A 12,969-nucleotide genomic window follows, 5' to 3' on the forward strand; every position below is an offset into this window, starting at 1 on the left:
ACTCAACGTGGGAGGTGTTGATGGTGATACCACGAGCTTTTTCTTCTGGTGCGTTATCGATCTGGTCGAATGCACGAGCAGAACCACCGTAGGTTTTAGCCAGAACGGTAGTGATTGCAGCGGTCAGAGTGGTTTTACCGTGGTCAACGTGGCCGATAGTACCAACGTTAACGTGCGGTTTTGTACGTTCAAATTTTTCTTTAGACACGGCTATATTCCTTACTATTGTGCCCTCCCCTTGTGGAGAGAGCACGGGATCATTGTGTTAAAAGCGTTGGCTTATTTGCCACGAGCTTCGATTACGGCCTGAGCAACGTTGTTAGGTGCGTCATCATACTTCAGGAATTCCATGGAGTAAGATGCACGACCTTTGGTCAGAGAACGCAGCTGAGTTGCGTACCCGAACATTTCAGACAACGGAACTTCAGCATGAATCTGTACGCCAGTAGCGTTAGATTCCTGGCCTTTCAGCTGGCCACGACGACGGCTAAGGTCACCGATAACGTCACCGGTGTTCTCTTCCGGAGTTTCAACTTCAACCTTCATGATAGGCTCAAGCAGAACTGGTTTAGCTTTCTTAAAGCCATCTTTGAAGGCAATAGAAGCGGCCAGTTTAAACGCCAGTTCGGAGGAGTCAACGTCATGGTAAGAACCGAAGTGCAGACGCACGCCGAGATCAACAACCGGGTAACCCGCCAGTGGACCAGATTTCAGCTGCTCCTGGATGCCTTTATCAACGGCAGGGACGTATTCGCCAGGAATTACGCCGCCTTTGATGTCGTTGATGAACTCGTAACCTTTAGGGTTAGAGCCCGGCTCCAGTGGGTACATGTCGATAACAACATGACCGTACTGACCACGACCACCAGACTGCTTGGCGTGTTTACCTTCGATATCGGTAACTTTAGCGCGAATCGCTTCGCGGTAAGCAACCTGAGGTTTACCGACGTTCGCTTCAACGTTGAATTCACGCTTCATACGGTCAACGATGATGTCGAGGTGCAGTTCACCCATACCGGCGATGATGGTCTGGTTAGATTCTTCATCAGTCCATACGCGGAATGATGGGTCTTCTTTAGCCAGACGGCCCAGAGCCAGACCCATTTTTTCCTGGTCAGCTTTGGTTTTTGGTTCAACGGCGATGGAGATTACCGGCTCTGGGAATTCCATACGCTCCAGAATGATAGGCGAATCTGGATCACACAGGGTGTCACCAGTAGTTACGTCTTTCAGACCGATAGCAGCCGCGATGTCGCCTGCGCGAACTTCTTTGATCTCTTCACGTTTGTTAGCGTGCATCTGAACGATACGGCCAAAGCGCTCACGAGCAGCTTTAACGGAGTTCAGCACGGTATCACCGGAGTTAACAACGCCGGAGTAAACGCGGAAGAAGGTCAGGTTACCAACGAACGGGTCAGTGGCGATTTTGAATGCCAGAGCAGCAAACGGCTCGTCGTCAGTTGCGTGACGCTCAGCCGGCGTGTCTTTACCGTCATCCAGAATACCGTTGATTGCCGGTACGTCGGTTGGTGCTGGCAGGTAATCGATTACCGCATCCAGCATCGCCTGAACACCTTTGTTCTTAAATGCAGAACCACAGGTAACCAGGATGATTTCGTTGTTCAGAACGCGCTGACGCAGAGCTTTCTTGATTTCTTCCTCGGACAGCTCTTCGCCACCCAGGTATTTTTCCATCAGCTCTTCAGAGGCTTCTGCAGCGGACTCGATCAGGTTCTGGTGCCATTCGTCAGCCAGGTCCTGCATGTCAGCTGGGATATCTTCGTATTCGAAGGTAACGCCCTGATCTGCATCGTTCCAGTTGATGGCTTTCATTTTCACCAGGTCGATAACGCCGGTGAAACCTTCTTCAGCACCAATCGCCAGCTGAAGCGGAACAGGGTTCGCGCCCAGACGGGATTTGATCTGGCCTACAACTTTCAGGAAGTTTGCACCCATACGGTCCATTTTGTTAACGAACGCGATGCGTGGAACTTTGTATTTGTTAGCCTGACGCCATACGGTTTCAGACTGTGGCTGAACACCACCAACTGCGCAGTAAACCATTACTGCACCGTCAAGAACACGCATGGAACGTTCTACTTCGATGGTGAAGTCAACGTGCCCTGGGGTGTCGATGATGTTTACGCGGTGCGGTTCATACTGCTTAGCCATACCAGACCAGAATGCAGTAGTTGCAGCGGAGGTAATGGTGATACCACGCTCCTGCTCCTGCTCCATCCAGTCCATGGTTGCAGCGCCGTCATGAACTTCACCGATTTTGTGGTTTACACCGGTGTAGAACAGAATACGTTCGGTAGTCGTGGTTTTACCGGCGTCGATGTGTGCACTGATACCGATGTTACGGTAGCGTGCAATGGGTGTTGTACGAGCCATTTGATTCCTCTATATCCTGGGACGTTCAAGTTAAGTAACCCAAAGCGGGCAGCTTCATGAAGCGCCCGCTTGGGTAACACTACGAAGGATTTATTACCAACGGTAGTGAGCGAACGCCTTGTTGGCTTCAGCCATACGGTGAACGTCTTCACGTTTCTTCACTGCAGTGCCTTTGTTTTCTGCAGCATCAGACAGTTCATTCGCCAGGCGAAGAGCCATGGATTTATCACCGCGTTTACGAGCAGCTTCAACGATCCAACGCATTGCCAGAGCATTACGACGAACCGGACGAACTTCAACTGGAACCTGGTAAGTAGAACCACCAACACGGCGGGACTTAACTTCGACGGTCGGACGGACGTTGTCCAGAGCGACTTCGAAAGCTTCCAGCTCGTTTTTACCAGAACGCTGAGCCAGGGTTTCCAGCGCGGTATAAACGATAGATTCTGCAGTAGATTTTTTACCATCTACCATCAGGATATTTACAAATTTAGCCAGCAGCTCTGATCCGAACTTAGGATCCGGCAGAATTTTACGCTGACCAATCACGCGACGACGTGGCATAGGAATACTCCGTTGTTAATTCAGGATTGTCCAAAACTCAAAGAGTTTATTTTGACATTAATTTAAAACGTTTGGCCTTACTTAACGGAGAACCATTAAGCCTTAGGACGCTTCACGCCATACTTGGAGCGAGATTGCTTACGGTCTTTAACGCCGGAGCAGTCAAGCGCACCACGAACGGTGTGGTAGCGAACACCTGGCAGGTCTTTAACACGACCACCACGGATCAGGATCACGGAGTGTTCCTGCAGGTTGTGACCTTCACCGCCGATGTAGGAGGTGACTTCAAAACCGTTAGTCAAACGCACACGGCAAACTTTACGCAGTGCGGAGTTTGGTTTTTTAGGAGTGGTGGTATATACACGGGTACATACACCACGTTTTTGCGGGCAAGCTTCCAGCGCAGGCACGTTGCTTTTTGCAACTTTGCGTACGCGTGGTTTGCGAACCAGCTGGTTAACTGTTGCCATTAAATAGCTCCTGGTTTTAGCTTTTGCTTCGTAAACACGTAATAAAACGGCCTCATATAATATGAGGACGCAGAATTTTAGGGCTGAGCCGAAAAGGTGTCAAGAAATATACAGCGATCCGCCCTCACCAGGCGAACTGCTGGCTATGTTTTATCGTTAATCTGACGAAGTCAGTATAGCCGACACGCTCAATTTTGGACGAAATTTGAGCAGAGAGGCCACGAGCCTCAACATCTTCTTGCAGAGCGCTAACAGTAATGGGGGCGGAAAGCAGTAATTCAAGCGCCCGGCTGCCATTCAGCGCGGCAATCACGCCGTCTTCAATCAGCAGTAAATCGTCACCAGGCTGGGCATAACGCAGAATCTCGGTGATATCACACTGGAAGGGCGACTGACGTAAGGTATGCAGCATAGGAGCCTCAGAAGGTAAGTACCACATCGTACTGATTCAGTTTTTCCCGAAGCGCATCAGGCTCAAGCGCTTCCGCATCGATAACCCAGGATGCCTGCCCCGAAAGCCCTCTTTCCCTTACTGAGGCAGCGCAAAGGAAACACTGCTCAATATCGTACAGCGGCAAAATGCGGAAAGTGGCGATGTAATCCCTGCCCAGCACTTTGGCAGGCTGTTGCCCCGGCAGCAGTTGTAGAACGCCATCGCCAACAAAGAACACGCCGATATCTTCTGACAGGGCCGACGTCGCCAATAATGCATCCAGCCCTTCCCGGCCAGCCGTGCAGCCGTGCGGCGCCGATCGAAAAACAAAAGCGACACGTTTCATTAGAACTGCACCATTCTTTCGCAGGTAAGCGCGGATTCTGCCAGCGCCCCGAGGCCGCTAAGCGTAAAGCCAGGCTGGAGATTACTCACCTTGAGCCCCAAAGATTTAGCCTGCTCTTCATCGGTCACACCGCGACGCAATGCCGCAGCCACGCAAATATGCAGTGCCACACCGTGCTGCGCGCTCAGGCTCTGCCACTCACGGACAAGATCAACTTCGTCGCTTGCCGGGGCGGTCAACTGATTGGCGTTATAAATCCCTTCACGGTAGAAAAAAACGCTCTCCAGCGAGTGTCCTTCCGCCAGCAACGCCCGGGCAAACAGCAATGCACTGCTTGCCTGCTGCGTCCCATAAGCCGGGCCAGTAACCATCAAGGCAAAACGCATTACTTATCCTGACCGAGGAAGTCGCCGTTTTTGAACTGGCGAATGTAGAGATAAACGGTGTGTTTGGAAATGTTCAGCCGATCGGCAACCTGGTTGATGGCATCTTTGATGTCGAAGATCCCTTTTTCATAGAGGTTGAGCACTATCTGGCGGTTCTTGGCGTTATTTGAGACGTTACGATCGGCATTCACTTCTTCAATCGTGAATTCCAGCGTTTGCATCACCAGATCCTCCACGGAGGACGCAAAGTTTACCGAAGACGGCACTTCCTGATCCTGAGTTTCCGGTGGAATAAAGGTCGACATGATCTGGGAGAACGGCACGTCGAGGTTCATGTTAATGCAAAGCAAACCAATCACACGCTGGTCGCGGTTGCGAATCGCAATCGTCACCGACTTCATCAGAACGCCGCTTTTTGCGCGAGTGAAATAGCATTTAGAGACGCTGCTGTCGGCCCCGGTCATATCGTGCAGCATGCGCAAGGCCAGATCGGTAATTGGCGAGCCTATTTTTCGCCCGGTATGCTCACCATTAGCGATACGAATAGCCGAACATTTCAGGTCCTGCAGGGAGTGCAGAACGATTTCGCAATGGGAGCCAATCAGCATCGCTAACCCGTCCACGACCGCTTCATAGGATTTTAATATTTCGAAGTCGGTTTGTTCAAAAGGACGCTGGTCCAGCAAATCAAGTTCACTGGTTTCGTTGGTTAAAAGCGAATTGGACATGAAAAAATACCACCCTCTCAGATTGATGACAAACGTCCGGACAACGGGGTTCTCGGGCGTTTGGGGTAAATCAGCAGACTTCGTCCATTATTTTTATTGCTGCAAATTGAGCGTGTTATGGATAAAAGACGTTGCCAGCAATTTACTCTAAAGAGAGCCTGTCGCGCTTTGATGGTGTCAGGGCAGACTCATACTCGGTTGAAACGCTGCCCGCTAAGGTAATACAACGTAAGATGTGCTTTCCAGTCTTTATTCTCCTCATTACGCGTGGGGGGAATAAACGCTGGTGCCAAAAACAAAACCGCCGCCCGGTGGGCGGCGGCTCAAACGACCTGCTAATTACTTGCTTTTGGCTGCGTCAGCGGCTTTAGCATCTGCAGCAGCGGCTGGCTTAGCGTCAGCTTTTGGCGCTTGTTTAATGTCCAGCAGTTCAACTTCAAACACCAGCGTAGAGTTGGCAGGGATCCCCGGCACGCCGGTTTTGCCATAAGCCAACTCTGGTGGAATAACCAGCTTGATCTTGCCGCCTTTCTTGATGTTTTTCAGGCCTTCAGTCCAGCCTGGGATCACGCCATCAAGACGGAAGGACAGTGGCTCACCGCGGGTATAGGAGTTATCAAACTCTTTACCGTCGATCAGCGTACCTTTGTAGTTAACCACAACGGTATCGGTATCCTTCGGCGCATCACCGGTACCGTCTTTCTCAACTTTATACATCAGGCCGGTAGAAGACGTTTTAACGCCTTTCTCTTTGGCGAAAGCATCACGGAAGGCTTTACCTTTGTCCGCGTTCTCTTTAGCGTCTTTCTCCATTTTCTCCTGAGCGGAGGCTTTTACGCGAGTCTCGAACGCCTGCAGAGTCTGTTCGATTTCCTGGTCAGACAGTTTGCTCTTATCCGCAAACGCATCCTGTACGCCCGCGATCAGCTGAGCCTTGTCCAGGGTGATCCCCAGTTTCTCCTGCTCTTTCAGGGAGTTTTCCATGTAACGCCCGAGCGATGCGCCTAATGCATAGGCGGCTTTCTGGTCGTCGTTCTTAAAGGCCGCTTTGCTGTCAGCCTGAGCCGCAGGTGCATCTTTCGCTGCAGCAGGCGCCGCAAAAGCAGGGGCATTAAGGGCAACGGCCATTGTGGTCGCCAGAAGCGTTACTTTAAATAATGATTTCATCCATCTCTCCAAGGGCCGGGGCCTCTCACCCCAGGGTTTCAAATAAGCTAAGTGACGTACTATAACGTCGTGAAAGAAATCTACACAATCTCTCAGCGAGTTATCGAGTCAAATTGAGATTCTTTTTGTTTAAAGAAGTTTCCTTCAACGTGCTTCTGCGCTGTAAAGCTGGGTCATTTTCAGTAAAATCACCGCATATTGTCCATCGCGCAGGCAAAAGAGGAACCGCCATGCACACTAAATCCACCGAACAACGGCTGGAAGATCTCGAGAGTCGTCTTGCCTTTCAGGAGATTACGATTGAAGAGCTGAACCAGACCGTGACGGCGCACGAGCTTGAGATGGTCAAACTTCGCGAACATTTCCGTCTGCTGGTTGAAAAGCTCAAGGCCAGCCAGCCGTCGATGATCGCTTCAGAGTCCGAAGAGACGCCGCCGCCGCATTACTGAATAACAGACGTAAAAAAGGCCGCTAATGCGGCCTTTTTTCTTTCACAGCGATCAGTGGCAACCACAGCCGCCGTTACCGCAACCACCTTTACCATGCTCGTGACCATGGTCGTGATCGTGGCCGTGACCACCGCAGCAACCCTCGTGATCGTGGTCGTGATGATGGTCGTGCTCACCGTGAACGTGGCCATGGGCCAGCTCTTCAGCGGTCGCTTCGCGGATAGCAACAACTTCCACGTTGAATTTCAGGTTCTGGCCGGCCAGCATGTGGTTACCGTCAACCACAACGTGCTCGTCTTCCACTTCGGTAATTTCGACCGGCACTGGACCCTGATCGGTTTCCGCCATAAAGCGCATACCAACCTGCAGCTCGTCAACGCCCATGAAGACGTCTTTCGGTACGCGCTGCACCAGGTTTTCGTCGTACTGACCGTAAGCGTCGTTCGCGCCCACTTCAACGTCAAACTTGTCGCCAACTTCGTGACCATCCAGCGCCGTTTCCAGGCCAGAAATCAGGGAGCCGTGACCGTGCAGGTAGTCCAGCGGCGCGCTCACCGGAGACTCATCGACCAACACACCGTCTTCTGTACGTACCTGATAGGCCAGGCTGACCACCAGGTCTTTTGCTACTTTCATGATATCTCCTGAACGAGCGTAGGGAAAAAACTGGCGCCGATTGTAGCGGAAATCTGCGCCGCTGTACCCTCTAGCTTAAAAAAAGCTGCTCCATCTCGCTAGTCGGGATGAAAAATCCCTATCACTTGCTCCTGCTCGCGAACGTGCTCGCGAACCTGCTTGTCGGCCTCTCGCATCTGATGGCCACACTTTACGCACTCAACGATATCAACGTTGTTCTCGCGCCACAGCGCGAGAGAATCCTTAGCCTGGCATTTGGGACAAACGGCCCCGGCAATAAAACGCTTACGCACTGACATTGGCTTCACCCTTATTCAAATTCGTCCCAGCCGTCCAGCTGCCGACGCTCTTGCTGCATTTCACGTTCAAAAATATCTTCCAGCTCACGCCGGGCTTCCCGCACCCTGGAAATCTGCGCACTGTCCGTGTGAATTGGCATCAGTTCACGCAGCATACGCATATCCAGTCGGCGGAAATGTAATTGAGCCCGGTGCGCCTGGTGAGGATGCATACCCAGCGTGAGCAAGGCCTTACGCCCAAGCTCAAGGGCGCTGGAGAAGGTTTCACGCGAGAACAGTTTAACGCCGGCCTGCAACAATTCATGTGCCTCTACGCGGCCGCGAGCACGCGCCAGTATGGCAAGATGTGGAAAGTGTTGTTGACAGAGATGGACTATCCGCATCGTATCTTCCGGCTCATTGCAGGTGATAACAATGGATTTGGCCTCTTCCGCTCCCGCCGAACGCAACAGTTCCACTTCCGTCGCATCGCCGTAATACACTTTATAACCGTATTTTCTCATCAGGCTTACGGCGCTGATATCCCGTTCAAGAACGGTGATACGCATCTTATTCGCCATCAACAGGCGGCCTATCACCTGACCAAAACGCCCAAATCCGACGATGATAACCTGCGGATGATCGTCCTCAACGTAAGGCGTCTCCTCTGTTTCCTCGCCCGGATTAAAGCGCCGGGCAAGAATCGCATCCACACCTTTCATCAGCAGCGGCGTGGTCATCATCGACAACGTAACCGTGACCAGCAGCAGCGGCATTTGATCGCCCTGGAACAGCTTCTGTGAGGCCGCCGCGGAAAACAGCACGAAGGCAAACTCTCCGCCCTGGCTTAGCACGCCCGCAAACTGCAGCCGCTCAGAGCTGCGCAAACCATACACCCGCGACAGGCCATACAAAATGGTGGCTTTCACCGCCACCAGCGCAACCACGCTCACTGCAATCCACAGTAAATGGGTGAACAAAACGCCCAGATTCAGTGCCATGCCAACAGAGATAAAGAACAGCCCCAGCAGCAGGCCTTTGAACGGATCGATAGCAATCTCAAGCTCGTGGCGATATTCACTTTCCGCCAGCAGCACGCCAGCCAGAAACGTCCCCAAGGCCATAGAGAACCCAAGCGCATCCATAAACAGCGCCGAGCCAAGGACCAGCAACAACGAAGCCGCGGTAAAGACTTCACGCACCCCGGACCCGGCAATAAAGCGGAAAACCGGGCGAAGCAGATAGCGCCCGCCCAATAGCATGCCGATAAACGCCAACGCCTTCAGGCCGACTTTAATCCAGTCGGTATGATCGTCGCCGTTCCCGGCCAGCAGCGGCACCAGCGCCAGCGCCGGGATCACCGCCAGGTCCTGGAACAGAAGGACCGAAAAGCCTAGCTGACCGGATTCGCTGCGGTTCATGCTTTTATCCCGCATCAGCTGCAGCGCCATCGCTGTGGAAGACATCGCAAGGCCGATGCCGCCCACCACTGCCGCCTGCCAGGAGAAATTCGTCAGCATCAGCAGACCCGCGAGCACCACCGCGCTGAGAATCACCTGCACCGCCCCAACGCCAAAGATAGAGCGCCTCAGTTGCCATAGCTTCGACGGATTCAGCTCCAGCCCGATGATAAACATCAGGAACACCACGCCCAGTTCGGAGAAATGCAGGATTTCATCAACATCGCTGATAAACCCTAAGCCCCAGGGGCCAATAGCGATACCTGCCAGCAAATAGCCCAGCACGGCGCCAATACCTAAACGTGCGGCAACCGGGACAGCAACAACCGCCGCGAAGAGAAACAACACCCCCGCCAACAGTAAATCAGAACCTTCCATCAACGGCCTCCCATCGGCAACGGATTCGCCAGCCACTCACCATAAGCTTTCGCGTGGCTTTGCAGCTCCGGCTTAGACTGGCGGCGAGCCCAGTAAACGATAATCGGCATCAGCCAGTGCATCTTGCACATCGCCGCGGTGAGCTCAAAAGGTCGTAAAATTTCGGTTAAGGGGAAGCGGTTATAGCCGTCATAGCGATAGGCCCCTTCCGGCTCGCCGGTGGTGATCACGCTGCGCCAGTACTTTCCCGCCAGCGCGTTGCCTCCGATGCCGCTGGCAAAGTCCCGGCTTAAGACGCGATCCATCCACTCTTTCAGCAACGCAGGGCAGCTGTAGGTATAAAGAGGGTGTTGAAAAACAATGACATCGTGCTCCAGCAGCAATGACTGTTCGTGATAAATATCGATAAAGAAATCGGGATAGTGCGCGTAGAGATCGTGCACGGTCACATTTTCAAGCTGCAGAGCCGGCTGAAGCAAAACCCGGTTTGCCACCGAGTCCTGGGATTCCGGATGGGCATACAGCAGCAAAACTTTCGGCGGCTGCGACATCATTACCCTCCAGGGCGTCGTCATAGTCATTATTTTGGGCTACCATGCAGCCCGACCTGTTGCCAAGGCGACATGTTAACGAATTACAATGACAATTTAACATACTCTGAACATACGGCGCTTTATGATTGTTTTCTCCTCGTTACAAATTCGTCGCGGCACCCGCGTTCTGCTGGATAACGCCACCGCCACCATCAACCCCGGGCAAAAAGTCGGCCTGGTGGGTAAAAACGGCTGTGGGAAATCCACGCTGCTGGCGTTGCTGAAAAACGAGATAAGCGCCGATGGCGGGAGCGCAAGCTTTCCCGGCAACTGGCAGCTTGCCTGGGTGAATCAGGAAACGCCAGCCCTTGCGATGCCGGCGATAGAGTATGTGATCGACGGCGACCGTGAATTCCGCAAGCTGGAAGCCGAGCTAGACGTCGCCAACGAACGCAACGACGGTCACGCCATTGCGCTGGTGCACGGCAAGCTGGACGCGGTCGATGCGTGGACCATTCGCTCACGCGCCTCCAGCCTGCTGCACGGTCTGGGCTTCAGCAATGAACAGCTGGAACGCCCGGTAAGCGATTTCTCGGGCGGCTGGCGCATGCGTCTTAACCTTGCCCAGGCGCTGATTTGCCGTTCCGACCTGCTGCTGCTCGATGAACCAACCAACCACCTCGATCTGGACGCGGTCATCTGGCTGGAGCGCTGGCTGAAAAGCTACCAGGGCACCCTGATTCTTATCTCTCACGACCGGGACTTCCTCGATCCGGTGGTCGATAAAATTATCCACATCGAACAGGAAAATATGTTCGAGTACACCGGCAACTATTCGTCGTTCGAGATCCAGCGCGCAACTCGCCTGTCTCAACAGCAGTCGATGTACGAAAGCCAGCAGCAAAAAGTGGCCCACCTGCAAAGCTTTATCGATCGCTTTAAAGCTAAAGCGTCCAAAGCCAAGCAGGCGCAGAGCCGCGTGAAAATGTTGGAGCGCATGGAGCTGATTGCCCCGGCTCACGTCGATAACCCGTTTCACTTCAGCTTCCGTGCGCCAGAAAACCTTCCCAACCCACTGCTGAGGATGGAAAAGGTCAGCGCAGGCTACGGTGAGCGAGTGATCCTCAACTCCATCAAGCTGAACCTTGTTCCTGGCTCGCGTATTGGCCTGCTGGGCCGAAACGGGGCGGGGAAATCCACGTTAATCAAACTGCTGGCCGGTGAATTACAGCCGCTGCAGGGTGACATTGGCCTGGCCAAAGGCATCAAGCTCGGCTACTTCGCCCAGCATCAGTTGGAATACCTGCGCGCCGATGAATCGCCGCTTCAGCATCTGGCTCGTATTGCCCCACGCGAGCTGGAACAGCAACTGCGTGACTATCTGGGCGGCTTTGGTTTCCAGGGCGATAAAGTCACGGAACAAACGGCACGTTTCTCCGGCGGTGAAAAAGCCCGGCTGGTGCTGGCGCTGATTGTCTGGCAGCGCCCTAACCTGCTGCTGCTCGATGAACCGACGAACCACCTCGATCTCGACATGCGCCAGGCGCTGACCGAAGCGCTAATCGACTTTGAGGGCGCGCTGGTTGTGGTTTCGCACGACCGCCACCTGCTGCGCTCCACCACGGACGATCTCTACCTGGTGCACGACGGCAAAGTGGAAGCTTTCGATGGCGACCTCGAGGATTACCAACAGTGGCTGAGCGACCTGCAAAAACAGGAGAATCAGCCCGCGGAATCAGCGAAAGATAACGCCAACAGCGCCCAGGCCCGCAAGGACCAGAAGCGCCGTGAAGCCGAACTTCGCACCCAAACTCAGCCGCTGCGCAAGCAAATTACCCAGCTTGAAAAGCAGATGGAAAAGCTGAACGCTCAGCTTGCAGAAGTAGAAGAGAAGCTGGCAGACAGCGCTATCTACGACCAGAGCCGTAAAGCCGAGATGAACGAATGCCTGCAAACGCAGGTAAAAGTGAAGTCGGCGCTGGAAGAGTGCGAGATGGAATGGCTGGATATTCAGGAACAGCTTGAACAGATGCTGCAGGCCGACTAAACGCGAACGTTTCCCTCTCCTCGCGAGGAGAGGGTTTGCCCTCAACGCCAGATAAGCAGCACGCAGGCGGCGGTTAACACGCCCATGCTGACGTTGAAAATAGCCCAGGAGCGACGGCTGCGCAGGAACAGGCCAATCAGGCTGCCAAAGGCTATCCAGATAACCCCGGCCACAATGTTCACCAGCGCAATCCCTACGCTAATCATCGCCACGGAATGCAGGTAGGCTGCGCCCGCCAGGCTGAAACTGGCTACCGCACCCAGCGCCATCAGCCACGCTTTAGGGTTAATCACCTGCAGCAGGCCACCTTGCCAGAAAGGTACCGGAGACGGCGGGGCCGCATCCGTTTCCAGGCGCTCGTATTTCGCGGTGCCAATTTTCCAGGCTAGCCACAAAAGGTAAACGCTCCCGGCAATCTTCAGGATAAGGTGCAGAGCGGGGTAAAGCAGTATTAAGCTGCCTACGCCGAAGGCAACAAGCACTAAAATGCACTGCATCCCAAGCATGATGCCAATCATCAGCGGCAGGCTGCGGAAGAAACCGTAATTCGCCCCGGATGCGGTAAGTAGCGTATTATTAGGGCCAGGTGTGATGGCGGCGACCCAGAGAAAGCCCAGCATCGAAAGAAAAAGCGTTAAGTCCATGAATTGGGTGCTCCACACCCGAAGAATAATTAGCGAACTAAACGAAACTAACAGTG

At 53.4% G+C, this 12,969-nt stretch carries 16 protein-coding genes; 2 read left to right on the top strand and 14 right to left on the bottom strand.

Annotated features, from left to right (window positions below; translation table 11 throughout):
• From WFK85_RS08315 to fkpA, 9 genes are all read right to left on the bottom strand, one after another.
• On the bottom strand, positions 1-208 hold a 208-nt coding region (locus WFK85_RS08315), incomplete at its 3' end, for a GTP-binding protein (protein ID WP_021242225.1).
• A gap of 71 nt (positions 209-279) precedes the next feature.
• On the bottom strand, positions 280-2,394 hold the full coding sequence (gene fusA, locus WFK85_RS08320; protein WP_008457107.1) for an elongation factor G: 2,115 nt from the start codon (positions 2,392-2,394) through the stop codon (positions 280-282).
• A gap of 93 nt (positions 2,395-2,487) precedes the next feature.
• Positions 2,488-2,958 carry a 30S ribosomal protein S7 gene (gene rpsG, locus WFK85_RS08325; protein ID WP_008457106.1) on the bottom strand — a complete coding sequence of 157 codons (471 nt, stop codon included), beginning with the start codon at positions 2,956-2,958 and terminating at the stop codon, positions 2,488-2,490.
• A gap of 95 nt (positions 2,959-3,053) precedes the next feature.
• Complete coding sequence (rpsL, locus tag WFK85_RS08330) at positions 3,054-3,428, bottom strand: 30S ribosomal protein S12 (RefSeq protein ID WP_008457105.1); 375 nt, start codon at positions 3,426-3,428, stop codon at positions 3,054-3,056.
• 124 nt (positions 3,429-3,552) lie between these two features.
• Positions 3,553-3,840: a sulfurtransferase complex subunit TusB gene (gene tusB / locus WFK85_RS08335; protein WP_166994595.1), complete on the bottom strand. Its 288-nt coding sequence runs from the start codon at positions 3,838-3,840 to the stop codon at positions 3,553-3,555.
• Positions 3,841-3,847: 7 nt separating this feature from the next.
• A complete protein-coding gene (tusC, locus tag WFK85_RS08340; protein WP_166994597.1) occupies positions 3,848-4,207 on the bottom strand; it encodes a sulfurtransferase complex subunit TusC in 360 nt (119 codons plus the stop codon).
• On the bottom strand, positions 4,207-4,593 hold the full coding sequence (gene tusD / locus WFK85_RS08345) for a sulfurtransferase complex subunit TusD (protein ID WP_166994599.1): 387 nt from the start codon (positions 4,591-4,593) through the stop codon (positions 4,207-4,209). Before tusD ends, tusC begins: the two co-directional genes overlap by 1 nt.
• Complete coding sequence (locus WFK85_RS08350) at positions 4,593-5,321, bottom strand: helix-turn-helix transcriptional regulator (protein WP_008457101.1); 729 nt, start codon at positions 5,319-5,321, stop codon at positions 4,593-4,595. The genes tusD and WFK85_RS08350 overlap by 1 nt, the downstream gene beginning before the upstream one ends.
• A gap of 339 nt (positions 5,322-5,660) precedes the next feature.
• Positions 5,661-6,488, bottom strand: a complete 828-nt coding sequence (fkpA, locus tag WFK85_RS08355) for an FKBP-type peptidyl-prolyl cis-trans isomerase (RefSeq protein ID WP_008457100.1) — start codon at positions 6,486-6,488, stop codon at positions 5,661-5,663.
• A gap of 230 nt (positions 6,489-6,718) precedes the next feature.
• On the opposite strand from fkpA, the gene WFK85_RS08360 reads away from it, so the two are divergent.
• Positions 6,719-6,937, top strand: a complete 219-nt coding sequence (locus tag WFK85_RS08360) for a protein SlyX (RefSeq protein WP_008457099.1) — start codon at positions 6,719-6,721, stop codon at positions 6,935-6,937.
• Between the two features lie 51 nt (positions 6,938-6,988).
• On the opposite strand, the gene slyD is transcribed toward WFK85_RS08360, so the two are convergent.
• The 4 genes from slyD to kefG form a co-directional block, all read right to left on the bottom strand.
• The gene (gene slyD, locus WFK85_RS08365; RefSeq protein WP_008457098.1) at positions 6,989-7,573 is read right to left on the bottom strand and encodes a peptidylprolyl isomerase; all 585 of its coding nucleotides are present in this window, start codon (positions 7,571-7,573) and stop codon (positions 6,989-6,991) included.
• A 98-nt stretch (positions 7,574-7,671) separates the two neighbouring features.
• Positions 7,672-7,872, bottom strand: a complete 201-nt coding sequence (locus WFK85_RS08370; RefSeq protein WP_016538480.1) for a YheV family putative zinc ribbon protein — start codon at positions 7,870-7,872, stop codon at positions 7,672-7,674.
• Positions 7,873-7,883: 11 nt separating this feature from the next.
• On the bottom strand, positions 7,884-9,689 hold the full coding sequence (gene kefB / locus WFK85_RS08375) for a glutathione-regulated potassium-efflux system protein KefB (protein WP_336706430.1): 1,806 nt from the start codon (positions 9,687-9,689) through the stop codon (positions 7,884-7,886).
• Positions 9,689-10,240 (bottom strand): glutathione-regulated potassium-efflux system ancillary protein KefG, encoded by a 552-nt coding sequence (gene kefG / locus WFK85_RS08380; protein ID WP_008457093.1) that lies wholly within the window; start codon positions 10,238-10,240, stop codon positions 9,689-9,691. The genes kefB and kefG overlap by 1 nt, the downstream gene beginning before the upstream one ends.
• A 124-nt stretch (positions 10,241-10,364) precedes the next feature.
• On the opposite strand from kefG, the gene WFK85_RS08385 reads away from it, so the two are divergent.
• Entirely contained in the window at positions 10,365-12,269 is a 1,905-nt protein-coding gene (locus tag WFK85_RS08385) for an ABC transporter ATP-binding protein (RefSeq protein ID WP_336706432.1), read from the top strand.
• A 41-nt stretch (positions 12,270-12,310) separates the two neighbouring features.
• On the opposite strand, the gene WFK85_RS08390 is transcribed toward WFK85_RS08385, so the two are convergent.
• Entirely contained in the window at positions 12,311-12,913 is a 603-nt protein-coding gene (locus WFK85_RS08390) for a LysE family translocator (RefSeq protein WP_008457089.1), read from the bottom strand.
• Positions 12,914-12,969: the final 56 nt, after the last annotated feature.

The organism is Cedecea sp. VD22 (assembly GCF_037150195.1).
GTDB lineage: Bacteria > Pseudomonadota > Gammaproteobacteria > Enterobacterales > Enterobacteriaceae > Cedecea.